This window comes from Salipiger mucosus DSM 16094 (genome assembly GCF_000442255.1).
In the GTDB taxonomy this organism is placed as follows: Bacteria; Pseudomonadota; Alphaproteobacteria; order Rhodobacterales; family Rhodobacteraceae; genus Salipiger; species Salipiger mucosus.
Genome location: NZ_KE557288.1, coordinates 27,622 through 50,611, shown reverse-complemented (window position 1 = coordinate 50,611; position 22,990 = coordinate 27,622). Strand labels below are relative to the sequence as shown.

Annotated in this window: 25 protein-coding genes and 1 pseudogene; 12 read left to right on the top strand and 14 right to left on the bottom strand. The window is 69.8% G+C overall.

Annotation, left to right across the window (positions count from 1 at the left end; all coding sequences use genetic code 11):
• Window positions 1–55 precede the first annotated feature (55 nt).
• The 6 genes from cydD (at window position 56) to SALMUC_RS26095 (ending at window position 7,137) form a co-directional block, all read left to right on the top strand.
• Window positions 56–1,705: a thiol reductant ABC exporter subunit CydD gene (cydD, locus tag SALMUC_RS26120; RefSeq protein ID WP_020041846.1), complete on the top strand. Its 1,650-nt coding sequence runs from the start codon at window positions 56–58 to the stop codon at window positions 1,703–1,705.
• Window positions 1,702–3,375 carry an amino acid ABC transporter ATP-binding/permease protein gene (locus SALMUC_RS26115; protein WP_020041847.1) on the top strand — a complete coding sequence of 558 codons (1,674 nt, stop codon included), beginning with the start codon at window positions 1,702–1,704 and terminating at the stop codon, window positions 3,373–3,375. Before cydD ends, SALMUC_RS26115 begins: the two co-directional genes overlap by 4 nt.
• A gap of 144 nt (window positions 3,376–3,519) precedes the next feature.
• Window positions 3,520–5,133 (top strand): cytochrome ubiquinol oxidase subunit I, encoded by a 1,614-nt coding sequence (locus tag SALMUC_RS26110; RefSeq protein WP_020041848.1) that lies wholly within the window; start codon window positions 3,520–3,522, stop codon window positions 5,131–5,133.
• Window positions 5,134–5,138: 5 nt separating this feature from the next.
• The gene (gene cydB, locus SALMUC_RS26105) at window positions 5,139–6,299 is read left to right on the top strand and encodes a cytochrome d ubiquinol oxidase subunit II (protein WP_020041849.1); all 1,161 of its coding nucleotides are present in this window, start codon (window positions 5,139–5,141) and stop codon (window positions 6,297–6,299) included.
• A gap of 16 nt (window positions 6,300–6,315) precedes the next feature.
• Window positions 6,316–6,441, top strand: coding sequence for a cytochrome bd-I oxidase subunit CydX (cydX, locus tag SALMUC_RS26100; protein WP_020041850.1), 126 nt, complete (start codon window positions 6,316–6,318; stop codon window positions 6,439–6,441).
• A gap of 237 nt (window positions 6,442–6,678) precedes the next feature.
• Window positions 6,679–7,137, top strand: coding sequence for an NUDIX hydrolase (locus SALMUC_RS26095; protein ID WP_020041851.1), 459 nt, complete (start codon window positions 6,679–6,681; stop codon window positions 7,135–7,137).
• A 21-nt stretch (window positions 7,138–7,158) separates the two neighbouring features.
• Here the strand turns inward: SALMUC_RS26095 and dtd are convergent, their stop codons facing one another.
• Window positions 7,159–7,602: a D-aminoacyl-tRNA deacylase gene (dtd, locus tag SALMUC_RS26090; protein WP_020041852.1), complete on the bottom strand. Its 444-nt coding sequence runs from the start codon at window positions 7,600–7,602 to the stop codon at window positions 7,159–7,161.
• Window positions 7,599–8,498 carry a carbohydrate kinase family protein gene (locus SALMUC_RS26085; protein WP_020041853.1) on the bottom strand — a complete coding sequence of 300 codons (900 nt, stop codon included), beginning with the start codon at window positions 8,496–8,498 and terminating at the stop codon, window positions 7,599–7,601. Before SALMUC_RS26085 ends, dtd begins: the two co-directional genes overlap by 4 nt.
• A gap of 141 nt (window positions 8,499–8,639) precedes the next feature.
• On the opposite strand from SALMUC_RS26085, the gene SALMUC_RS26080 reads away from it, so the two are divergent.
• A complete protein-coding gene (locus SALMUC_RS26080; RefSeq protein ID WP_020041854.1) occupies window positions 8,640–9,053 on the top strand; it encodes an Hsp20/alpha crystallin family protein in 414 nt (137 codons plus the stop codon).
• A gap of 121 nt (window positions 9,054–9,174) precedes the next feature.
• Here the strand turns inward: SALMUC_RS26080 and SALMUC_RS26075 are convergent, their stop codons facing one another.
• Window positions 9,175–10,260, bottom strand: coding sequence for a TFIIB-type zinc finger domain-containing protein (locus SALMUC_RS26075; protein ID WP_020041855.1), 1,086 nt, complete (start codon window positions 10,258–10,260; stop codon window positions 9,175–9,177).
• Window positions 10,261–10,427: 167 nt separating this feature from the next.
• Here SALMUC_RS26075 and SALMUC_RS26070 point away from each other — a divergent pair, with 167 nt between their 5' ends.
• Window positions 10,428–10,991: a hypothetical protein gene (locus tag SALMUC_RS26070; RefSeq protein ID WP_021121022.1), complete on the top strand. Its 564-nt coding sequence runs from the start codon at window positions 10,428–10,430 to the stop codon at window positions 10,989–10,991.
• A gap of 35 nt (window positions 10,992–11,026) precedes the next feature.
• Window positions 11,027–11,317, top strand: coding sequence for a cupin domain-containing protein (locus SALMUC_RS26065; protein WP_020041857.1), 291 nt, complete (start codon window positions 11,027–11,029; stop codon window positions 11,315–11,317).
• 6 nt (window positions 11,318–11,323) lie between these two features.
• Here the strand turns inward: SALMUC_RS26065 and SALMUC_RS26060 are convergent.
• From SALMUC_RS26060 to SALMUC_RS26030, 7 genes and pseudogenes are all read right to left on the bottom strand, one after another.
• Window positions 11,324–12,455, bottom strand: a pseudogene (locus tag SALMUC_RS26060) (SPFH domain-containing protein).
• A gap of 94 nt (window positions 12,456–12,549) precedes the next feature.
• Window positions 12,550–13,530 (bottom strand): DUF2927 domain-containing protein, encoded by a 981-nt coding sequence (locus SALMUC_RS26055; RefSeq protein ID WP_020041859.1) that lies wholly within the window; start codon window positions 13,528–13,530, stop codon window positions 12,550–12,552.
• Between the two features lie 4 nt (window positions 13,531–13,534).
• Window positions 13,535–14,737 carry a toxic anion resistance protein gene (locus tag SALMUC_RS26050; RefSeq protein WP_020041860.1) on the bottom strand — a complete coding sequence of 401 codons (1,203 nt, stop codon included), beginning with the start codon at window positions 14,735–14,737 and terminating at the stop codon, window positions 13,535–13,537.
• Window positions 14,738–14,769: 32 nt separating this feature from the next.
• Window positions 14,770–15,660, bottom strand: a complete 891-nt coding sequence (locus SALMUC_RS26045; RefSeq protein WP_020041861.1) for a 5-bromo-4-chloroindolyl phosphate hydrolysis family protein — start codon at window positions 15,658–15,660, stop codon at window positions 14,770–14,772.
• Between the two features lie 171 nt (window positions 15,661–15,831).
• Window positions 15,832–16,671, bottom strand: a complete 840-nt coding sequence (locus SALMUC_RS26040; protein WP_020041863.1) for a hypothetical protein — start codon at window positions 16,669–16,671, stop codon at window positions 15,832–15,834.
• Between the two features lie 10 nt (window positions 16,672–16,681).
• Window positions 16,682–16,873: a hypothetical protein gene (locus tag SALMUC_RS26035; protein ID WP_020041864.1), complete on the bottom strand. Its 192-nt coding sequence runs from the start codon at window positions 16,871–16,873 to the stop codon at window positions 16,682–16,684.
• A 122-nt stretch (window positions 16,874–16,995) separates the two neighbouring features.
• The gene (locus SALMUC_RS26030) at window positions 16,996–17,832 is read right to left on the bottom strand and encodes a pseudouridine synthase (protein WP_021121019.1); all 837 of its coding nucleotides are present in this window, start codon (window positions 17,830–17,832) and stop codon (window positions 16,996–16,998) included.
• A gap of 77 nt (window positions 17,833–17,909) precedes the next feature.
• Between SALMUC_RS26030 and SALMUC_RS26025 the strand changes: the two genes are divergently transcribed.
• Both SALMUC_RS26025 and SALMUC_RS26020 read left to right on the top strand, forming a co-directional pair.
• Window positions 17,910–18,365 (top strand): nucleoside deaminase, encoded by a 456-nt coding sequence (locus SALMUC_RS26025; protein WP_037372983.1) that lies wholly within the window; start codon window positions 17,910–17,912, stop codon window positions 18,363–18,365.
• 3 nt (window positions 18,366–18,368) lie between these two features.
• Window positions 18,369–18,908, top strand: a complete 540-nt coding sequence (locus tag SALMUC_RS26020; RefSeq protein WP_020041867.1) for a pseudouridine synthase — start codon at window positions 18,369–18,371, stop codon at window positions 18,906–18,908.
• 10 nt (window positions 18,909–18,918) lie between these two features.
• On the opposite strand, the gene hemF is transcribed toward SALMUC_RS26020, so the two are convergent.
• The 4 genes from hemF to clpS are packed head-to-tail and all read right to left on the bottom strand — an operon-like array spanning window position 18,919 to window position 22,046.
• The gene (gene hemF / locus SALMUC_RS26015; protein ID WP_020041868.1) at window positions 18,919–19,815 is read right to left on the bottom strand and encodes an oxygen-dependent coproporphyrinogen oxidase; all 897 of its coding nucleotides are present in this window, start codon (window positions 19,813–19,815) and stop codon (window positions 18,919–18,921) included.
• Between the two features lie 58 nt (window positions 19,816–19,873).
• The gene (locus SALMUC_RS26010) at window positions 19,874–20,674 is read right to left on the bottom strand and encodes an SDR family NAD(P)-dependent oxidoreductase (protein WP_020041869.1); all 801 of its coding nucleotides are present in this window, start codon (window positions 20,672–20,674) and stop codon (window positions 19,874–19,876) included.
• Window positions 20,675–20,713: 39 nt separating this feature from the next.
• Entirely contained in the window at window positions 20,714–21,691 is a 978-nt protein-coding gene (locus tag SALMUC_RS26005) for a class I SAM-dependent methyltransferase (protein WP_020041870.1), read from the bottom strand.
• A gap of 25 nt (window positions 21,692–21,716) precedes the next feature.
• Complete coding sequence (gene clpS, locus SALMUC_RS26000; RefSeq protein WP_020041871.1) at window positions 21,717–22,046, bottom strand: ATP-dependent Clp protease adapter ClpS; 330 nt, start codon at window positions 22,044–22,046, stop codon at window positions 21,717–21,719.
• A 129-nt stretch (window positions 22,047–22,175) separates the two neighbouring features.
• On the opposite strand from clpS, the gene SALMUC_RS25995 reads away from it, so the two are divergent.
• The gene (locus SALMUC_RS25995) at window positions 22,176–22,874 is read left to right on the top strand and encodes an HAD family hydrolase (protein WP_020041872.1); all 699 of its coding nucleotides are present in this window, start codon (window positions 22,176–22,178) and stop codon (window positions 22,872–22,874) included.
• Window positions 22,875–22,990 lie beyond the last annotated feature (116 nt).

The following is a 22,990-nucleotide window of genomic DNA, read 5'->3' as shown; positions in this document are numbered from 1 at the left end:
GCGCCCGCGCCCTGCGCCTATACGGTCGGGGGGCGGCTGACGAACCGGAGACGCCTTGGCCCGCCGACCGACCGCAGACCGCCTCCTGTCGACGGAGGCCATTGGCCGCCTGCGCCGCGCGGCCATGCTCTCGGTGGCGGCAGGACTGTTCTGGCCGTTGCAGGCCATGGCGCTGGCATGGGGCGTGCAGGGCTGGGTCTCTGGCGCCGATGCGACGCGCAGCCTGGTCGCCGCCGCCTTCTTCGCCGGATGGGGCCTGCTGCGCGCGGTGGTCGAGCGCATGTCGGCGCGCCAGTGCTACGCCGCCGCCGACGGTGTCATCCACAAACTGCGCCAGGGTGTCGTCACGCGCGAGGCGCTGCGGCCCGAAGGGGCGACCTCGTCGGCCGCGCTGGCGGCCATGCTGACCGAGAAACTTGCCGCGCTCGGTCCCTGGATCACCCGCTACCGCCCGGCGATGCTGCGCGCCAAGGTGCTGCCGCTGGTCTTCATCGCCGTCGCGGCCTCGATGTCATGGCCGGTGGCGCTGATCCTGCTGATCGCGGGGCCGCTGATTCCGCTCTTCATGGCGCTTGTCGGCATGGCCGCGAAAGAGGCCAGTGCCAAGCAGATGGTCGAGGTCGGTGCGCTCAACAGCCTGCTGATCGACCGCATCGCCGCGATGCCGGACATCCTGCTTCTGAACGCCGGCGCGGCCTCGCGCGCGGCCTTCGAGGCGCGCGCCGACGGGCTGCGGGCACGCACCATGTCGGTGCTGCGCGTGGCCTTCCTGTCCTCGACGGTGCTCGAGCTCTTCTCGGCGCTCGGCGTCGCGCTGGTGGCGGTCTACGTGGGCTTCTCGCTGCTGGGCGTCTTCCACTTCGGCACCTGGGGTGCGCCGCTGACGGTGGGCGAGGGCGTCTTCCTGCTGTTGCTGGCGCCAGAGTTCTTCCAGCCGCTGCGCGATCTCGCGAGCGCCTGGCACGACCGCGCCGCCGCCGAGGCGGTGGCCGACGAGGTCGACGCGCTGACAGCTGACGAGACGCCTGCCGTGCTGGGGCAGGGCGGCGACGCCGCGCCGCTGCCCGGGCCGGCCTCCGTACATCTGAAAGGCGTCACCGTACGGCGCGGCGGCGCGGTGCTGGCGCTGCCCGATCTCGAGGTGGCCGCGGGCGAGAGCGTCGCGCTGCAGGGCCCGAGCGGTGTGGGCAAGTCGACCACGCTGGATCTTGTCGCGGGGCTGACCCGACCCGAGACGGGCGTCGTGGAGGTGGCGGGGCAGCCCCTGACGGACGAGAGCGCCGACGCCTGGCGCGCGCGGATCGCCCATGTGCCGCAAAGCGTGCACGTCCCGGACATGACCCTGCGCCGCTTCCTCGATCCGCACGACAGCGGTACCGACATGCGACGCGCGCTCGAAAGAGCGCGGGCGGCAGAGATCGTCGCGGCGCTGCCCGAGGGGCTCGAGACGCGGCTGGGCGAGACCGGCGCCGGCGTCTCGGGCGGCGAGGCGCGGCGCCTGCTGCTGGCGCGGGCCTTCCTGACCGGGGCCGAGGTGGTGCTCGCCGACGAACCGACCGCGGACCTCGACGCCGCCACGGGCACCGCGATCACCGCCGCGCTGACCGAGCTTGCCGCCGAGGGGCGCACGGTGATCGTCGCGACGCACGACACCTCGCTCGCGGGGGCACTGGGGCGCGTGGTGACGCTGGAGGCCGCGCCATGATCCGGCTGTGGCGCATCCTGCGGTTGCTCTGGCGGTCCGAGCCCGGCGCCATGTGGCGGGGCGCGGCGCTGTCGGTCGTGGTGCTGCTCATGGGGGTGGCGCTGCTGGGCCTCTCGGGTTGGTTCATCACCGCGACCGGGCTGGCGGGGCTGGCCGGGATCGGCATCGCTTTCGACGTCTTCCGCCCCAGCGCGGGGATCCGATTTCTCGCGCTCGGCCGTGCCGCAGCGCGCTACGGCGAGCGGCTGCTCACGCATGACGCGACGCTGCGCGCGCTCACCCGCCTGCGGGTCCGGCTGCTGGAGCGGCTCGAAACCCAGTCCTTTGCCGAGTTGCGCCGCCTGCGCGGGGCGGTGGCGCTGACGCGGATCACGGCGGATGTCGATGCCCTCGACGGGGTGGTGCTGCGGCTCGCGCTGCCCGTGGCGGCGGCGCTGCTGGCGCATGTCGCCGCCTTCGCCGCGCTCTGGGCGCTGACCTCGCACGCCGTCGCCATGTCGATCGCCCTTGGCTACGTGCTGGGCGGCGGTGTCGTGCTCTGGCGGCTGGGACGCGCGACGCTGGGCCTGTCGTCACGGGCCGAACGCGCGATGCAGGCCTTGCGGCAGGGGGCCATCGGCCTGTTCCGGGGGCGGCGCGAGGCGATCCTTCAGGGCACCCTGCCGCGCTGGCGCGCCGCGCTGGACGAGACCGAGGCCGAGGCTCGCGCCGCGATGGACCGGCTCGACGCCGTCGACACGGGCGCCGGGCTGATGCTGTCGGTGATCGTGACGCTGGTGGCGGCGGGGGTCTTTGCGCTCTCGGGCTGGCTGGTCGCGGGGCGCGAGATCGACCCGGCGCTCGCGGCCGTGGGCGTCTTCGTGGCGCTGGCGCTGCCCGAGACCCTGCTGCCGCTGCGCCGGGGCATGGCCGAGATCGGGCGCATGCGCGACGCGGCCGACCGGGTGCTTGTCGACGTGCCCGAGGCGCCGCCCGAGCAACGCGCCATGCCTTCTGCGCCCGCGAGGGCGACGGCCGCGCTCGAGGTGCGGCACCTGTCGATGACGCGCCCGGGCTGGGCGCGGCTGCTGGTGCACGACCTGGGCTTTGCCGTCGCGCCGGGCGAGACGCTGGCGATCCGGGGCGCCAGCGGGCTGGGCAAGAGCACGCTGCTCGACGTGCTGGCGGGCGTGCTGCCGGCCACCGCCGGCGAGGTGCTTCTGCAGGGCACGCCGCTGGCCGCCTGGCCCGCACCCCCGCTGCGCGACACGCTGACGCTGGTGCCGCAGCGTTCGGCCCTGATCGCGGGCAGCATCCGCGAGAACCTTGCGCTCGCCGATCCCGCGCTGACCGACGCAGATGCGCGCGCGGCGCTGGAGACCGTTGCCCTCGCCGATGCGCTGGACGCACGCGACGGGCTGGACACGCAGCTGGGCGAGGGCGGCGCCGGGCTGTCGGGCGGACAGGCGCGCCGGCTGGTGCTGGCCCGCGCCCTGCTGCGCCGGCCCGCGGTGCTGCTGCTGGACGAGCCGACCGAGGGGCTGGACCCCGGGACCGCGGCGCGCGTGCTGGCCGGAGTCCGCGCGTTTTTGCCCCGTGCGGCCATCTTGACCGCCTCTCATCGCAGCGCCGAATTGGCGAGCGCCGATCGTGTGATCTCGCTCGAAAGTTATATTCCAAATGTGGAATAAATTTGATCCAGATCAATTTGTCACGCTTGCTTCGGGGGTAGGAGGGGGGCAAAGCTGAATCTGTGACGCAGGTTTAGCGCGTTCGGGAGGATTCATCCGCGGCACGGGGCACCGCGCCGGCCGCACAGATCGAGGAGTACCATCATGGAACTCGATGTCGTCGAGTTGTCGCGCCTGCAGTTCGCGATGACCGCGATGTACCACTTTCTCTTCGTGCCGCTGACGCTGGGTCTGTCGATCCTCGTGGCGATCATGGAGACCGTCTATGTCATGACGAACCGCCCGATCTGGCGGCAGATGACGAAATTCTGGGGCACGCTGTTCGGCATCAACTTCGTGCTGGGCGTGGCCACCGGCATCACCATGGAATTCCAGTTCGGCATGAACTGGAGCTACTACAGCCACTACGTCGGCGACATCTTCGGCGCGCCGCTGGCGGTCGAGGGGCTGATGGCCTTCTTCCTCGAGGCGACCTTCGTGGGGCTGTTCTTCTTCGGCTGGGACAAGCTGAGCAAGGTCGGCCACATGATCGTGGCCTGGCTGGTCGCCATCGGGTCGAACTTCTCGGCGCTTTGGATCCTGATCGCCAACGGCTGGATGCAGAACCCGGTGGGTGCCGAATTCAACCCCGACACCATGCGGATGGAGATGACCAGCTTCTTCGAGGTGGTCTTCAACGGGGTCGCACAGGCCAAGTTCGTGCACACCGTCTCGGCCGGTTACGTCACGGCGGCGGTCTTCGTGCTGGGCGTCTCGGCCTGGTACCTGCTCAAGGGCCGGCACGTCGAACTGGCCCGCCGGTCGATCGCGGTGGCGGCCTCCTTCGGGCTGGCCTCGGCGCTGTCGGTCGTCGTGCTGGGCGACGAGTCGGGCTACAACGCGAGCCACACCCAGAAGATGAAGCTCGCTGCAATCGAGGGCATGTGGGAAACGCACGAGGCCCCCGCGCCCTTCACCGCGATCGGCTTTCCCGACCAGGAGGCGCGCGAGACGCACTATGCCGTGCAGATTCCCTGGGCCATGGGGCTGATCGGGACACGCTCGCTGACCGAGGAGATCCCCGGCATCGCGGAACTGGTCGACCAGTCCGAGGACAAGGTGCGCTCGGGGATCATCGCCTACGACGCGCTGATGACCCTGCGCGAGGCGCGCGACGCGACGCCGCCCGAGGTCCGGGCCCGCTTCGAGGCGCATTCCGACGACCTCGGCTACGCCATGCTGCTCAAGCGCTACGTCGAGGACCCGCGCGAGGCCTCCGAGGAGCAGATCGTGCAGGCGGCGAACGACACGATTCCCGGGGTGGCACCGCTGTTCTGGGCCTTCCGGATCATGGTGGGGCTCGGCTTCGCCTTCATCGCGGTGATGCTCTACTTCTTCATCACGGCCAACTTCCGTGGCATGCGCTTCCCCCGGTGGTCGCTCCGCATGGCGGTGATCATGATCCCGGCCCCCTGGATCGCAGCCGAGCTGGGCTGGTTCGTGGCCGAGTTCGGGCGCCAGCCCTGGACGGTCGACGGGGTGCTGCCAACGGCACTCTCCGCCAGCCACCTCAGCGTCGGCGACCTTCTGGTCACGCTCGCGGGGTTCATGATCTTCTACACCGCGCTCTTCGTGATCGAGATGGGGCTGATGCTGAAGTTCATTCGCCGCGGTCCGGTCGAGGACGTTGAAGAGACCGAGCGCTGGACAGAGCGCCACGAACATCGCCTGCGCACCCATGACGGCAAGGGTCCGTTCGCGCAGCAACCGGCGGAGTGACAGAGATGGTCCTGCATGAATTCATCAGTTTCGAGGTTCTGCGCGTGATCTGGTGGGCGCTGGTGGGCGTCCTGCTGATCGGTTTCGCCCTGACCGACGGCTTCGACATGGGCACGGGCGCTCTGCTGCCCTTCGTGGCCCGCACCGACACCGAGCGCCGGGTGGTCATCAACACGGTCGGCCCGGTCTGGGAGGGCAACCAGGTCTGGTTCATCCTCGGCGGCGGGGCGATCTTCGCCGCATGGCCGCCGCTCTACGCGGTCAGCTTCTCGGGCTTCTACCTCGCGATGTTCGCGGTTCTCGCGGCGCTGATCCTGCGGCCGGTGGGGTTCAAGTACCGCTCCAAACGCGAGAGCCAGTCCTGGCGCAACGGCTGGGACTGGGCGCTGTTCATCGGTGGCGCGGTGCCGGCGCTGCTTTTCGGCGTGGCGGTGGGCAACGTGCTGCTGGGCGTGCCCTTCCACCTGACCGACGACCTGATGCCGATGTACGACGGTAGCTTCTACGGCAAGTTCCTTGGCCTGCTGCGGCCCTTCGCGCTGCTGGCGGGCGTGGTGTCGCTGTCGATGCTGCTGATGCACGGCGCGGCCTGGCTGACGCTCAAGACCGAGGGCTGGGTGCAGATCCGCGCCCGCAGCATCGGCACCGTCGCCGGCGTGGTGGCCGCGGCAGGCTACGCGCTGGCGGGGCTCTGGCTGGCGGTCGGGGTCGACGGTTTCGCCATCGCGGGCGAGATCGTGACCGACGGGCCGTCGAACCCGCTGCACTCCGAGGTGACCCACGGCGGCACATGGCTCGCGGCCTACGCGGCGCGGCCCTGGATCGCGGTGGCGCCGCTCATGGGCTTTGCCGGTATCGCCATGGCGGTGCGCGGGCTGCGCGAGGGGCACGAGGTCTCGACCCTGCTCTGGTCCAAGCTGGGCATCACCGGGATCATCGCCAGCGTCGGGCTGACGATGTTTCCCTTCATCCTGCCCTCGACCGTCGATCCCGACAGCTCGCTGACGGTCTGGGATGCCTCGTCCTCGCACCTGACGCTGTTCGTCATGCTGGTGGCGACGGCGATCTTCATGCCGCTGATCCTGGCCTACACCGCCTGGGTCTACCGGGTGCTCTGGGGCAAGGTCACCGAGGACGACGTGACCGGCGCCGGTCACAGCTACTGAGGAAAGGACAAGACCGATGTGGTATTTCGCCTGGATGCTCGGCCTTCCGCTCGCGGCGCTGCTCGCGGTGCTGAACGCCATGTGGCTCGAGCTGCGCGAGGACGCCCGGCTCTCGGGAGAGGACGACCGCCCGGCAAAGTGACGTCGACGGCGGCAGCGACAGACGGGGGCGGGCCTGCGGGCTTGCCCCCTCTTCGTGTCTGACGACTGCACGGGACGGCGCAAACGGCCGGACGCGCGGCTACCGTGCATGTCTTGCTTGTCATGCCGTGCCGGGGCGGCCTCAACCGGAAGGTGGCGGCCGGATTGTCGGAAAACTGTCATGGTATGGCCGCCACGCTATGTTAGCGTGTTCACAGGCAGAACATCGGTGTCGTGTATGGCCGAATTCGGCGAACAGATCGCAGCCTTGCCCCTGCATTGGGACAAGAAGGGCAATCTCACGGTATTGATGGTCACCTCCCGCGATACCGGCCGCTGGGTCATGCCCAAGGGCTGGGAGATGGACGGCAAGAAGCCCTGGGCGGCCGCCGAGATCGAGGCGCTCGAGGAAGCCGGGGCCAAGGGGTACATCGGCAACCAGGTGCTCGGGACCTATCGCTACGACAAGGTATTGGACGACGGTTCGGTCCTGCCCTGCAAGGTGCGCGTCTACCCGATGATCGTCGACAAGCTCAAACGCCGCTGGAAGGAACGCCACCAGCGCAAGCGAAAGTGGTTCACGCCCAAGGCCGCCGCCAAGCGTGTTGACGAGCCCGAGCTGGCCGAGCTGCTGACCGCGCTGCGGGACAAGCCGCACAAGCAGCCGGTCATCCGGAACCTTCTGAAATCCGCCTGAAACCGCGTGGGGGAAGGGCCCTCAAGCCTCGGTGTCCATCCAGATGGTCACCGGACCGTCGTTGATCAGTCCGACCTTCATGTCGGCGCCGAAACGGCCCGTGGCCACCGGGACACCCTCGGCCTGCAGGCGCGCCGCGAAATGCTCGTAGAGCTTTTCCCCGGTTTCCGGCGCGGCGGCGGCGGAAAAGCCGGGGCGATTGCCGCTGCGCGTGTCGGCGGCCAGGGTGAACTGGCTCACCACCAGCGCGGCCCCGCCCGTGTCGCGCACCGCGCGGTTCATGCGGCCCTCGTCGTCGCGGAAGATGCGCAGCCGGGCGACCTTGGCGGCAAGCTTTTCCGCCTGCGCCTCGGTGTCGCCCTGCATGGCGCAGACCAGCACCAGAAGGCCCGGCCCGATCTCGCCCAGGACGGCACCTTCAACGGTGACGCTTGCCTCGGAGACGCGTTGGACAAGGGCCCTCACAGTTCGTCCTCCCAAGGCGGATTGGCGCCCGCGCGGCTCACCGTGATCGCCGCCGCAGCGGCCCCCAGCGCCACCGCCGGTTCCAGCGCCTCGAGCGTGGCCTCGCGCAGCGCCGCGCGCGACAGCAGCCCGGCGCGCCAGAGCCCCGCCAGCAGCCCGGCGTTGAAGGTGTCGCCCGCGCCCACGGTGTCGACGACCTTGGCCGCGCGCGCAGGGACCAGCGCCTCGCCCGCCTTGGTCACGGCCAGCACGCCCTCGGCGCCGCGCGTCTCGAGCACCAGCGTCACGCCGCCCGCGATCAGCTCGGCCGGGGTGGTGCCCAGCCAGGCCATGTCCTCGTCCGAGACCTTCACGATGTCGGCGCGGTCCAGCATCGCCGCGAGGCGCGCGCGGTAGGAAGCCGGGTCGGTGATGAAATCGGGCCGGATGTTCGGGTCGATCATGACCGGACGGTCGCCCGCCTGCGCGCAGAGCGCCGCGAGGCTGTCCGCCCCCGGTTCTGCGACAAGGCTGATGCCGCCGAAGAACAGCGCCTCGACCCTGTCGTCCAACGCCGGCAGGTCGGCTTCCGTCAGCATCCGCCCGGCGGTGTTCTCGTCGTAGAAGGCGTATTGCGCCTGCCCGTCGGTCAGCGTCACGAAAGCCAGCGTCGTCGGCCGGCCCGGCCGGGGGCAGAGCGTGAAATCGACGCCCGAGTCCGACAGCGCGCGGGCCAGCATCCGGCCAAAGAGATCGGTCGAGATCCCGCCGAAATAGCCCGAGGGTGCGCCCAGCCGCCCCAGCGCGATCGCGGTGTTGAAGACGGCGCCGCCCGGCACGGGGGCAAAAGCGGGCTCGCCCCCGGTGCTTTCGCGGGGCAGCATGTCGATCAGCGATTCGCCGCAGCACAGGATCATCGGCGTTCCTCTCCCTCCCGGATCTGGCCGCAGCCTGCCCGCTCGGCGAGACCTGCACAAGGGCTCCGATCATTGCGCGGGATCAAGGCGCGGCGCCGCCTGTCGGGCCATAATCGCGGTTCGAGAAAGGAGGGGACTTCAATGGTCGAGACGAACCAAGGTGGCCTCTGGCCAAATCTCTACGCCCCGCTCAAGGGGTTCGGGACACGCGTGTCGGACTGGCTGTCGCCGGCGTCCGATGCCTCGTCCGACGACAAGGCCTACCGGATCGCGGTGGAGTTGCCGGGCGTGTCCGAGGACGACATCGAGCTCAACGTCGAGGACGGGATGCTCTCGGTCTCGGGCGAGAAATCCGAGACGCGCGAGGACAAGGGCGAGACCTGGTATTTCTCCGAGCGGGAATACGGCTCGTTCCGGCGGTCGTTCCGCCTGCCCGGGGATGCCGACGCCGACAAGGCCGAGGCGCATGTCAAGGACGGGGTCCTCGAGATCACCGTCCCGCGCAAGCCGCCGGAAAGTTCGGGCGGGCGCAAGATCGCGGTAAAGAAGGGCTGACGCCGGTGCCTGCCGGGGCGGTGATCCCCGTCCCGCCCCGGGTCCGGCCGGCCGCCCCGCGACCGCGGAGGGGTGGGCAGCGATGCCCACCCTACTTCCTGTTCGGGGACCGGCGCGGCCGTCACTGGTTCTGCGAGATGACATAGCCCAGGCCCGCCGCGACGATCAGGCCCGCCAGGACGGCGAAGGCGATCTTCCACGCGCTCCAGGGGCGTTCGCCCTGCACCTTGCCCGAGGTGCCGTTGACCACGAAGCGGTAGGTCTCGCCGCGGTAGCGGTAGGCCGCCAGCCAGACCGGCAGCAGGATGTGCTTGAAGGTCACGTCGCGCACCTGCGTGTCGACGTGGTGGATGCGCTGCCGGTCGCCGCCGATGTCGAACTTCACGTCGCGCTCGATCTGGCGGTCCATGCGGACGCGCGCCTCCTGGTAGCCCTCGTCGAGCGGCACCTGGTAGCTCTCGGCGCGGAAGCCCGCGAGAAACTCGGGCCGGTAGGGCTCCAGCCGGGTCAGGTCCCAGGGCTCGAGCGCGTCGGTGAAGCGCTTGGGCAGCGAGCGGGAGGCCAGCACCAGAACGTCGTCGAAGAACCGCGCCACCCGGCCGGAGGCGGGCCGCCAACGGATCTTCTGCACGCGGACGGTCTGCATCTTGCCGTCGCGCATGACCTGCCGCGTCTCGTAGTAGATCGTGCCGCGCTGGCCGGTGTAGGCCGAGGTCGTGTCGGCGTCGTAGGTCCAGTAGGGCACGTAGATGCCCTGCATCTTGCGCCCCTTGCGGGCATAGTCCTTCAGCCCGTTCGGGGCGAACCAGAGGCTTCCCAGCCACTCGAGCATGGCGTCATGCGCCGCCGGCTCGTCGAGCGCGAAGGGCAGCACGCCGCGCGGCTTGATCTGGCGGTGGGCGCCGGTGCCTGTGACCACCGGCGTCGCGCAGAAGGGGCACTCGGTGGCGTGGGTATCCGGCGCGAACTCGACGTCGGCGCCGCAGTTGGGGCAGTGCGAGACCTGCAGCTCCTCCATCTCCTGCATCGGCAGGAGGTTGTCGAGGGCCGCCTTGAAATCCAGCTCGCGCAGCCCGCCGTCCCAGGGGCCGGGGCCGGCGATGGGTTCGACGTGGCCGCAATGGTCGCAGACCAGTTCGCCGGCGGCGGGATTGTAGCGGTAGTCGGCCCCGCATTGTTCGCAGGGAAAGCGGTGTTCCTCGGTCATGCGGCCTCCGGTCTCGCGCGGGGGCACGTTAGGGCGGGGGCGCGCCGGATGGAACCGGTTTCGCGGCACGGCATGGCCCGTTGGCGCGAAGGTGACCGCGGGGCGGTTTCCCCGGGCGGGTCCGGCGGTTAGGTTCGGCCGCAACGGTGAAAGGAGGGCCGCGATGCGTGGCATTCGGGCCGATACTGGCGGCGCTGCTGCTGGCCGGGGGAGGGACGCCGGGGCAGGCGCAGACGGTCGCCTACAGCTTCGAGTGGCAGGGCGGCGGCGGCTACGCCATGCGCGGCGCGCTGGGCTTCGATTCCACGCTGCTGGGGCGCGACGTGATCCGGGCCGAGGATGTCGAGTGCTTCTTCATCGAGGGCACGCGCCACGGCGCCCCGCTGGGCCGCTGGGCGCTGGGCGAGCTCGAGGACGAGACGACCTGGGTCCTGACCTTCCGCCCGCAGGACGCGGCCTTCACCGTGTTCGGGCCGGAGGCGCCCATGCCGCAGGCCTGGAACATGAACGGCTTCGGCCAGGACTGCGGCGCGGAGGGCTTCGGCTTCAACATCGGCAACGCGGCGCAGGACCTGTGCCACGACGGGCGGCTCCTGCGCGAGTCGCAGGTCGACCCGAGGCGGTCCTTTCCGGCGACGCGTGATGATTCCGTGGTCTTTCCCGGCGACGCCTGCCTCGCGCCCATGCTGATGGGACGTATCGACTTGCCCTCGCTTCGGCCAGGCCCATAGCTGTCGGCACCGATCGACAACACCAGGATCCAAAGATGTCAAAGACCGAAGCCCTTGCCAGCCAGCTTGTCTCCGACGACCGCACGCGCGTGACTCGGTTCGATTTCGAACCGGGCGCCGAGACCGGCTGGCATCGCCACGAGTACGATTACGTCATCGTCGCGCTGACCGACTGTCACATGCGCCTGCAGGACCCCGACGGCGGCGAGCGCGAGACGCATGTGCCGGCCGGCAGCGCCTATCGCCGCGACTGCGGGGTCGAGCACAACGTCATCAACGCGGGAACCGCGGCGATGAGCTTCATCGAGGTCGAGATCGTCGGCTGAGCCCGCTCAGGCGCCCGGCGGGGGCGGGGGCATGACGGTGAAGAGCTGCGCAAGCTCGGTCACGTCCTCGGCCTTCTGCCAGCCGTCCTGCCCCTGCGTCCAGACATAGGTCTCGCGGGTGAGCGTGCCCTCGGTCACCATCCCGGCCCATGCGCGCCTTGGAGAAGGGGCCCTGCGTCTGGCCGTTCTCGGCGATGTGCCAGACGTGTTCGACCGGCGGAGGCGGAGGCGGCGGTGCCGAGGCGGCAGGGGACGCCGGGGCCTCGGGCCGTGCGCCCCAGGGGCCGGCCTGTCCGCCGCCCATCGCCGCGCCCATGGCCATGCCCAGCCCCGCGCCCATGCCGGTGCCCATGGCGTTGCCGGCGGCCGAGCCCTCCCTGGCCAGCGCCTCGGCCGCCTGGAACTTGGTGTAGGCGTCGAGGTTGCCGATCACGCCCATCGAGGTGCGCTTGTCCATCGCCGCCTCGACCGCTTGCGGCAGCGAGATGTTCTCGATGTAGAGCTCGGGCAGCGTGAGGCCGTAGTCCGCGATTGTGGCCGAGATCGCCTCGGCCAGCATCTTGCCCAGCTCGGCGGTGTTGGCGGCCATGTCCAGCACCGGGATGCCCGAGGAGGCCACGATGCGCGAGAAGGCCTGCACGATGATGTTGCGGATCTGGAACGAGATCTCGTCCGAGGTGAAGTTGCCGTCGGTGCCCACGATCTCGGTCAGGAACTTCGCCGGATCGGTGACGCGTACGGAATAGGTGCCGTAGGCGCGCAGGCGCACCGGCCCGAACTCGGGATCGCGGCAGATGATCGGGTTCTTGGTGCCCCACTTCAGCCCGTTGAACCGCGTCGTGTTGACGAAATAGACCTCGGACTTGAAGGGCGAGCGGAAGCCGTGATCCCAGTGCTGCAGCGAGGTCATGATCGGCATGTTGTTCGTCTCGAGCATGTAGAGCCCGGGCGTGAACACGTCGGCCAGCTGCCCCTCGTGGACGAAGACGGCGGACTGACCCTCGCGCACGGTCAGCTTGGCGCCGTACTTGATCTCGTGGCCCTCGCGCTCGAAGCGCCAGACCATCGTGTCGCGCGTGTCGTCCGTCCAGTGAATGACGTCGATGAACTGGCCGGAGAGGAAATCGAGAATGCCCATGGCAAGGCCTCCGCAGATGCAGGTTCGGGCCGCAGCTTGGCGATGCCCGTCTTCGGAAAGGGACGCCGGTCACCGGGACCGGCGCCACGAGTGATCAGGCGCCGTCGGTCAACCCGGCGGCGAGCGAGCGCACGATGGGGCGCGCCTCCTCGGCGCTCATGCCGGGGCGCAGGCGCGGGTCGTAGAGGATTTCCAGCAGCCGCTCGTCGTGCGTGGTGAGCAGCGCGAACTCGTCGTCGTCGTTGAAGATCGAGGGCCGTGCCTCGGGGCTGTCGTTGCCGAGGCCAAGGCCCTGCGCGACCTCTTCGTGGATGCAGGAGCGGCGCAGCAGGTCGGGATGCTCGGCGCGGATCACGGCGATGGCGGTTCCGTAGTCGTAGCCGCCCGGCGTGTCGGAAAACGCGATCACGAGGCAGTGGATCGAGCGCGGCAGGTTCCGGAAGACCTCGAGCGAGGCGGGATTCACGTCGGGCACCAGTTCCCTGACGCGCGGGGCGATGGCGCCCTTGTCGTCCTCGGACATGAAGAGGACGTGGAAATTCGCCGTTTCCGGCCGGGTCATCGAGATCGGGTGGCCTGTCACACGGCCCAGCCGGTTCAGGAACTGGGTCAGCATGTTGCGGTCGGTCACGCGGCGGTCGGCGCCGACGGACGCGCCGAACTCGGCCGAGACGCGCACCGGCTTGACCCATTTCTTGATCCGCCCCAGCCGCCCGCTTGACGGCCGCAGCCCGGCGCCGCGCTCGTATTCCTCGGCCAGCGCGATGCGCTCGAAGTTCCGGGCGAGCATCGTGTCGGTGAAGGGCGTGTCCGGCCCGCCGCCGTCGGTGCGCAGCAGTCCCTGCGCGAGCAGGTCGGCCTGCACGCGGGCGTAGTAGCGTTCAAGCTCGAGGCTGGCCTGCGACGGCCCCGAGGGCGCCTGCGGCCGCGCCGGCGCCGGCTCGCGGCGCAGGCCGTCGGGGCGGCTGGCGGGTGCCACGCTCGTCGATCGCGGCGCAAGTTGCGAGGTCTCGCAGGCCGACAGCGCCGCAAGCAGCACCGTCGCCGTCGTCGCCCGACGCAGCACCCGCCTCATGCGATCAGTTCCCGCCCGGAACGGAGGTTCCGGCATTGTCGCCGACGCCGTCCGCGCGCGCCTTGGCCGAGGCGAGCGTGTCGCGCAGCTCGTGCTCCATCGTCTTGAGGTCCTCCTCGGCCTTGGCGCGGCGGGCCTTGCCTTCGTCCGCGATCTCGAGGCTTTCCTGGATCGTGGCGATCAGGTCGGCATTGGCCTGTTTCACCGCCTCGATGTCGAAGACGCCGCGTTCCATCTCCTCGCGGATCTGGGCGTTGCTCTCGCGCAGGTTGGCCGCGTTCGAGGTCAGCAACTCGTTCGTCAGGTCGTTGGCCTCGCGCACGGCGGCGGCGGCCTCGGTCGAGCGCTGGATGGTGACCGCCTGCGCCAGCTGCGTCTCCCAGAGCGGCACGGTGTTGACCAGCGTCGAGTTGATCTTGGTCACGAGGCTCTTGTCGTTCTCCTGCACCAGCCGGATCGAGGGCAGCGACTGCATCGTGACCTGGCGCGTGAGCTTCAGGTCGTGCACCCGGCGTTCGAGGTCGTCGCGGGCGGCGCGCAGGTCGCGCAGCTCCTGCGCCTTCATCACCTGGTCGTTCTCGGAGGCGGCCTGCACCGCGGCCTCGCGGGCGGGGATGTCCGTCTCGTCGAGGTCGCGCAGCTTGGCTTCGCCCGCCGCGATGTAGAGCGCCAGCTCGTCGTAGAACTGCAGCGTCTTCTCGTAGAGCATGTCCAGCGACTTGATGTCCTTGAGCAGCCGGTGCTCGTGCTTGAGCAGGTTGTCTGTGATCCGGTCGATCTGGCCCTGCACGTCCTCGTAGCGGGCGGTGAACTTGGCGAAGGGCGCGGCGCGGCCGATCAGCTTTTCCCACCAGCTACGCTGGCGCCGCACGTCCAGCTCGGAGATCGAGAAGCCGCGGATCGTCGTCACGATGTCGCGCAGCGAGTCGCCCGCGGGACCCACGTCCTTGTTGCGGACGTCGGCCAGCATGGCCTGGCTGATCTCCTGCAGCTCGGCCTGCGCGGCCGAGCCGAAGGAGACGATCGAGTTGGTGTCGCCCATGTCGATCTCGTCCATGCGCGCACGGATCTCTTCCTGTTCGGCCGGGGTCGCCTTGTCGAGCGGCGACACCGCGTCGGCCTGCTTGGGCTCCGGCAGGACCACCTTGTTCAGCTCGTCCACCTGCGCCAGCGCCTTCTCGGCCTCGCTTCTCACGTTTTCAGACATCGGACGCCCCCTCTGGCTGTCTTCTTCGCGGCTCAGTCAAGCCGCACCCCTTCGCGCTGCAGCCGTTCGCGCAGCACATCGATCTCGACCGTCAGGTCGGCATTGTTGTCCAACAGAAGTGTCTCGTTCTTCTGACCGAAACTCTCCTCGAGGTCGGTCAGCAGCATCATGAAATCGGATTTCGCGCCGCTGTCGCGCGTGCGCTCGTAGATATCGGCGAATTTCACGGCGGCGTCGCGGGCGCCCATCAGGTAGACGCCGAGATACCGGCGTGCCGCGCTCAGGTCGCGGGGGTCTTCCTCGACGGTGCGGATCAGTTGCGAGACCTTGTGGTGAAACCGCTCGACGCGCGCCTCGACCTGCCGGTCGCCGGCGCGGCGCACCGCCTCTTCCATCGCCTGCAGATAGGATTCCGCCTCGTCGACCACGCGCGCCACGCGGTCCTGCTGGAAGGTGTCGATGCCCTCCATGCCCTTGTCGCGCATCGGGTCGATGCCGAAGGCACCGATATGGAGCACGGTCACCGCGCCGAAGTAGATCAGCGGCGCGACCAGGCCGGGCTCGGCCTTGAAGGCGGCGATGCCGGCGCCTGCCCCCGCGAGAACGGCGGCGAAGATCTTGCGCGGGATGCGCGGCCGCCGCGCGACGCGGCGCGCGTCATAGGCCGCCTGCGCCCGCAGCCCGTCGCGCAGCAGCCAGGCGCCCAGCAGCAGCGCCGCCGCCCCGGCAAGGCCGGTCGCAAGGCCCGTGGCGCCGTCGCCGATGGAGAGCGCGGCCAGCACGATGGGCGGAGCGAAGAGCACGTTCGAACGCGCGCCCACGGGATCGACCCGCGCGCCCCGGTAGTGCCCCGGATCGGGCTCGGACGCGGCTTTGTCGTCGCCGTCGTCGGGGCTGTATTTGCCGCCATAGCGTTGGGCCACGTCAAAGGCCCCCGAGCCAGCCGGTGGTGACCCCGAACAGGAGCACGATCAATAGGATATAGGCCACTTTCTGCAGGGCCGTGCCGGACATGTCGCCCCCTGAATTTCGCGGTTCACCAAGAACCTAAGGGCAAAGACCGGCGCTTGCTAGGGGCAATGGCCCGGCGGATGTCAGGCAGCGCGGTCCTGCCGCATCCGGTGCCACAGGAGGTCGGCCTCGATCTCCATGGAATCGCGCGCGCCTCTGGTGGACTTGCGCCTCGCGCGCTCCTCGAAGGCTTCGGCCAGCGCCTGCACCCGCGTCAGGTAGCGCTTGCGCGCGGCCGCGCGGTTCTCGGTCGGCCAGGCCGCCTGCAACTGTGCGTTCTCGCGCTCGAGCAGTTCGGCGAGGCGCATCACCGGCTTGCGCAGGCGGCGCCTCTCGTCCGAATCGTCACAGAGCGCGCGCACCAGCGCGAGAATACCGCGCTTGATCGCCGCGACCTGGCGCTCGAGTTCGGCATCGCCCAGCGACGCGATCTCGTCGGCGGCGGCGATCAGCGCTGTCTCGGCCTCGGCAAAACCGGTGGCATCCTCCTTGCGGATGCGCGCGGCGCGGGCGGCGTCGCCCCGCTCGCGCAGGGGGTCCATGCCGAAGGCGACGATACCGAGCCAGGTCGCCAGTGCGCCGAAGCCCAGCGGAATGTGCAACGAGACGAAGTGGCGCCCGGCCATCACCATGACGACCGCGCCGATCACGATGCAGCCGATCATCTTGCGCGGTATGTGCGGCGCCTGCGCCAGCGCTCCGGCCTCGTATGCGCGCTGAACCTCCTGACCGCGGTGGATCAGGCGGGCGCCCAGCAGGAAAAGGCCGATCTGGATCAGGGCGACAAAGGCGGTCGTGGCCGAGCCCTGGAACAGCAGCAGGATCATCGGGAAGGCGGCGAGGCACAGAACGCCCACGCCGGAGTCGAGCGGGCTGTTGCGGGCGTGTCTCGTCTGCTCGTCGGTGTCCGTGTCCCGGCCCATGGCGCGCCCCTCAGAGAAAGCTCAGCGCGAAGATCAGGATCCAAAGCCCCGCGAAGGCGAGCTTCGCCAGCGGGTCCCCGTGCCGGGCCCGCCGCAGGGCCAGCGTCACCGCCGCCCGGGTGTCCTGCGCCACCATGCGCAGGTTGCCCAGCACAAGCAGCGTCGTGACCGCGAAAAGGACTATGGACAGAATCGTCGCCATGGGCCGAACGTGATCGCGAAACCGGGCGAAAAAGCGGCGCGGACCTGTCAAAAAAGGCAAATCCGCCTGTAGCGTTAACGCCAGGGCCCCGAATGTTAACGATCGGGGCCCGCCGGACCGGGTCAGCCCGAGCGGTTGCGGCGCGGCGGCTTGCGGCGGCGGGCGGGCGTCGGCCGGTCGGTCTTGGCGCCCTCGAGCCCGAGCTGGTCGCGCAGCACGCGGCCACGCACCTCCTCCACCTCGCCGGGTTTCAGCTGGCCTAGTTGGAAGGGGCCATAGGAGGTGCGGATCAGCCGGTTCACCGAGAGCCCGATGTCGGCCATGGCGCGGCGCACCTCACGGTTCTTGCCCTCGCGCAGTCCCACGGTCAGCCAGGCGTTGGCGCCCTGCTGGCGGTCGAGGGCAACCTGCATCGGCTGGAAGCGCTGACCGTCGATCACCAGCCCCGTGCGCAGCGGTTCAAGCGTGGCGTCGTCGGGGCGGCCCTTGACCCGCACGCGGTACTTGCGCAGCCAGCCGGTCGCGGGCAGCTCGAGCTTGCGCTTGATCCCGCCGTCGTTGGTGAGCAGCAGCAGTCCCTCGGAATTGAGGTCGAGGCGGCCGACGCTCATGACCCGGGGCAGCTCCTCCGGCAGCTCGTCGTAGATCGTCGGGCGGCCCTGCTCGTCCTTGGTGGTGGTCACGAGGCCGGGGGGCTTGTGGTAGAGCCAGAGCCGCGGCGCCTGCGGCGCCTCGAGCGGCTTGCCGTCCACGGTGACGCGGTCGCGCGATGTCACGTTCAGCGCGGCGCGCGTGATGACCTCGCCGTTCACGGCGACGCGCCCCTGCTCGATCATGCGCTCGGCCTCGCGCCGGCTGGCGACGCCCGCGCGGGCCAGCACCTTGGCGATACGGTCGCCGGGCGGGGTGTCTTGCGCGGGGCGCTGGGGTGTCGCGGGGCGGCGGGGCGGCTTGCTCATGCCGCCTGCCATACTGCAAAGCGGGGCGCGGGGAAAGGCGGCTCGCCTTGGCGGCGCTGCCGGGTTATCACGCGGCGATGACCTTTCGCAGCCACATGCAGGCCGCCCTGGCCCAGGCCCGTGCCGCCGCCGCGCGCGGCGAGGTGCCGGTGGGCGCGGTGCTGGTCGACCCGGCGGGCCGCGTGGTGGCCGAGGCGGGCAACCGCACGCGCGAGCTGTCGGATCCCACCGCCCATGCCGAGATCCTCGCCCTGCGCGCCGCCTGTGCCGACTCGGGCTCGGAGCGGCTGCCGGGACACGACCTCTACGTCACGCTCGAGCCCTGCCCGATGTGCGCGGCCGCGATCTCCTTCGCGCGGATCCGGCGGCTCTACTACGGCGCCTCGGACCCGAAGTCCGGCGGCGTGGCGCAGGGGGCGCGCGTCTTTAACCATCCGCAGTGCCACCATGCGCCCGAGGTCTACGACGGGCTCTCGGCCGAGCCCGCCGAGGCGCTGCTGCGCGACTTCTTTGCCGACCGGCGCGGGGGCTGAACCATGCTGATCCTCTTCAACAAGCCGCACGGCGTGCTGTCGCAGTTCACCGACAAGGGCAACGCCGACAGCCCGCGCGCGACGCTCTCGGACTATATCGACCTGCCGGGCGTCTACCCGGCCGGGCGGCTCGACCGCGACAGCGAGGGGCTGCTGCTGCTCACCGACGACGGGCGGCTGCAGGCGCGCATCGCCAATCCGAAATTCCGCAAGCCCAAGACCTACCTCGTGCAGGTCGAGGGCGACCCGGGCGAAGAGCAGCTTGCGCAGCTTCGGCAGGGCGTGACGCTCAAGGACGGGCCGACGCGGCCGGCGAAGGTGCGCCGGGTGGCGCCGCCCGATCTCTGGCCGCGCGTGCCGCCGGTGCGCTACCGCAAGTCGGTGCACGACGGCTGGATCGAGATGACGATCTCGGAAGGGCGGAACCGACAGGTGCGCCGCATGACGGCCCATGTCGGGCTTCCCTGCCTGCGGCTGGTGCGCTGGTCGGTGGGCGACTGGTCGGTCGACGGGCTGGCGCCCGGGGAATGGCGCGAGGCCTGAGGCGCCGCCGTCAGACCCACTTCGCCAGCGGCGGAAGGCTCATCAGCACCGCGTCGGGATCGTGGCCCGTGGCCAGCCCGAACTTCGTGCCCCGGTCGTAGACGAGGTTGTATTCCGCGTAGAGCCCGCGGTGCACGAGCTGCGTCTCGCGATCCGCCTCGGTAAATGGCTGGGCGCGGCGCTTTTCCACCAGCGGGACGTAGGCCGGCAGGAAGGCGCGGCCGATGTCCTGAGTCAGGGCGAAATCCGCCTCCCAGTCGCCGATGTTGCGGTCGTCCATGAAGATGCCGCCCACGCCGCGCGCCCGCTTGCGGTGCGGGATGTAGAAATACTCGTCCGCCCAGGCCTTGAGCGCGGGGTAGACCTCGGTCCCGTGCGGGTCGAGGAACCGCTGCTGCGTGGCGTGGAAATGCGCCGTGTCCTCGGGATACTCGATGCAGGGGTTGAGGTCGGAGCCGCCGCCGAACCACCAGGCATTCGGCGTCCAGAACATCCGCGTGTTCATGTGCACCGCCGGCACATGCGGGTTCTGCATGTGCGCCACGAGGCTGATGCCGCTGGCCCAGAAGCTGGGGTCGGCCTCGATCCCCGGCACGCCGCGCGCGGCCATGGCCTTCTGCGCGGCCTCGCCGAGGGTGCCGTAGACCGTCGAGACGTTCACGCCCACCTTCTCGAAGACGCGGCCGCCGCGCATCACGCTCATCAGACCGCCGCCGGCGTCCGATCCGTCGTCGGCCGTGCGCGTGGTCGGCGTCACCGTGAAGCTGCCCGGGGCGGCATCCGCGAACGGGCCCTCGGCATGGTTCTGCTCGAGCCCTTCGAAGGCCACCACGATCTCGTCCCGCAGCTCGCGGAACCAGGCCGAGGCGCGGGCCTTGTGGTCGGTGAAATCCTCGCTCTGCGTCATGGCGCGTCCCTCCTGCCGCACGGTCCTAACCGGGCAGGCGGGGCGAGGCAACGCCGCTTCAGTGCACCGGCGCCGCGACCGGGTCGAGCAGAGTGCGTCCGCCGTCCACGGTCATGATCTGCCCGGTCATGAAGCCCGAGCCGTCGGAGGCGAGGAACTGCAGCGTCTCGGCCAGCTCGCGCGGGGCGGCGATGCGGCCCATGGGCGTGTGCTCCTCGATTTCGGAGCGGTACTCGGAGTTGTCCTTCAGGCAGTCCTTGAGGCTTGCCGACATGACCGAGCCGAAGGCGACCGCGTTCACGCGGATGCGGTAGGGCGCGAGCGCCACCGCCATCGAGCGCGTCATCTGGTCGAGCGCCGCGCAGGAGACCGAGTAGCCCATGAGCCCGGGATGCGTGCGCCGCGCCGCGATGGAGGACAGATTGATGATCGTGCCGGCCTGGCCCTCGGTCTTGCCCTCGGCCTGCTTCATCATGCGCCTGGCGACGATCTGGCTCAGCCGCAGCGCGGGCTTGAGGTTCTGGCCCAGCATGGCATCGACCGACTCGTCGTCGAGATCGAGTGGATCGGACGGCAGGATCTGCCGCGCGCCGTTGACCAGGATGTCGACGTTGTCGAAGGCATCCAGCGTCGCCGAGAGCAGGTTCGCCAGCGTCAACCGCTCGCGCAGATCGCCGGCGAAGTAGCGCATGTTCGAGTCGTCCTCGCGCTTGCCGCATTCCTTCTGAAGCTGGCCCTCGTCCATGTCCGCGAACATGACGTTGGCGCCCTTGTTGGCGAAGTGCCGTGCGATGGCCAGGCCGATGCCGTTCGCCGCGCCGGTCACGATCGCGGTCTTGCCTTCGATGGAGAGGCTCATGGGGAAATCCCGTCTCTGCTGCTGGGAGGTCGGCCGCGTCTAGCGCCCGGGCCGGGCGGCGTGAAGGATCTTGAAACGGGAATCGCCCGCAATTTCTTCGCTGTGGCGGAATCGTTCCGCCAAGGTCGTTTCATAGGGCAGATGCCGGTTTGCGACAAGCCAGAGCCGCCCGCCGGGCGGGAGCATGCGGGCCGCGGCCGTGATGAAGGCCTGTCCCAGCGTCGGATCCGGGTGCCGGCCGACGTGGAAGGGCGGGTTCATGATGACCGAGTCGATGGTCGCCGGCGGCTCCCATGCGGTGGCATCGGCCCAGTGGAACACCGCGCGCGGATCGGTGACGTTGCGCCGGGCGCACTCGAGCGCGGCGTGATCGGCCTCGACAAGGTGCAGCGTCTCCAGCTCTTCGCGCGCCAGCAGGCCGCGGGCCAGCCCGCCCCAGCCGGCGCCGAGGTCGGCCACGCGTTTGCCGATCTTGCGGGGCAGGGCGGCCAGCAGCGCCTCGGTGGCCGGGTCCGGACCGTCGGCCGAGAACACGCCCGGGGCCGTCCAGATCCCGTCATGCTCCTCGGGGCCGTGGTTCCAGTCGGCGAAGTCGTCGGCCGCAGTGAACCAGAAGGTCTTGCCGTGCGCCTTGGAGACCTGGCCCGCGAGGTCAACGCGCCCGCGCAGGGCGCGGCCCATCGCCTCGATGCCGTCGGTCTTCTGGCCGTCGACGACGATCAGCCCGCCGGCCGCGGCGGCGCAGGCCTGGGCCACGCGGGCCTCGCCCAGCTCGCGGGCGCGGGGCAGCCAGACCACGGCGGCGGAATAATCCGTGCCCTCGGGCTCGGCGGCGACGGGCAGGCCGCGCCGCGCCCAGGCGTCGTGATCGGGCTTGAAGGCCTGCACGACGTCGCAGCGGTCGGCGGGCAGCGGCCCGAGCGGTTGGTCTCCGGGCGGGCCGATCAGCAGGATGCGGCCGTCATCGGGCAGGGGCAGGCCCGCCTCGCTTGCGTGGGTCAGTCTGTCGGTGGTCATGGCCGTGCCGCCGCGGACGGGCGGATCACTCCTTTTCCATGGTGCATTGCAGCGGATGCTGGTGGCGCCGCGCGAAATCCATCACCTGGCCGACCTTGGTCTCGGCGATCTCGTGGCTGAAGACGCCGACCACGGCGACCCCCTTCTTGTGCACGGTCAGCATGATCTCGAAGGCCTGGGCATGGTTCATGCCGAAAAACCGCTCGAGGATATGCACGACGAATTCCATCGGCGTGTAGTCGTCGTTGAGCAGGAGCACCTTGTAGAGCGGCGGGCGCTTCGTCTTCGGCTTCGTCTTGACGACGACATCGGAATCGTCTTGCCCGTTCTCGTCGTCCGAGGGCGGGCCGGCCATGCCGTAGATCGGGTGCGTTACGGGGTGAGACATCTCGGGTCGCTTGCGCTTTGCGGTTCCGGGTTTGATCTGGTCATATAATTCGGAGCGGCCCCGGAGAAAAGGGTCGTCGAAAGGAGTCTCTCCGCAATGGCACGGAATTTGCAAACGATCGGTTTCGATGCCGACGACACACTCTGGCACAACGAGCGGTTTTTCAAGCTTACGCAGGATCGGTTTGCCGAATTGCTGGGCGATTATACCGAGCGGGATCACCTCGACACCCGCCTGGTCGAGGCCGAGCGGCGCAATATCGGCCACTACGGATTCGGCGTGAAGGGCTTCGTCCTGTCGATGATCGAGACCGCGATCGAGGTGACCGACGGCCGCGTGCCGGGCCGCGTGATCGGCGAGATCATGGAGGCCGGACGCGACATGCTGGCCCATCCCATCGAGCTGCTGCCGCATGCCGAGGAGGCGGTGGCGTCGCTGGCGGAAAGCCATCACCTGGTGCTCATCACCAAGGGAGACCTGCTGCACCAGGAACGCAAGCTGGCGCAGTCGGGCCTCGGCGACTGGTTCGACGCGGTCGAGATCGTCTCGGACAAGCAGCCGGACACCTATGCCCGAATCTTCGCGCGCAGCCCGGGCGGGCCGGCGGCGGCCATGATGGTCGGCAATTCGCTGAAGTCCGACGTGGCCCCGGCGATCGCCGCCGGCGGGTGGGGAGTCTACGTCCCGCATGACCTGACCTGGGCGCTGGAGGTGGCCGAGAAACCCGAGCATCCGCGCTTTCGCGAGCTGCCGGACCTGGGCGCTCTGCCGGCGCTTGTTGCCGAGGTGGAGTGAGTCGGGCGCCTCAATTTGGCCACATTCGACGGTCTGGGGTGCGGGGCCGCTTCGTCCAACAAGATGTGGTTTTCTGACCCCGCGAAAACCCGTGCTAATCAAGCCTTTCCACGCTT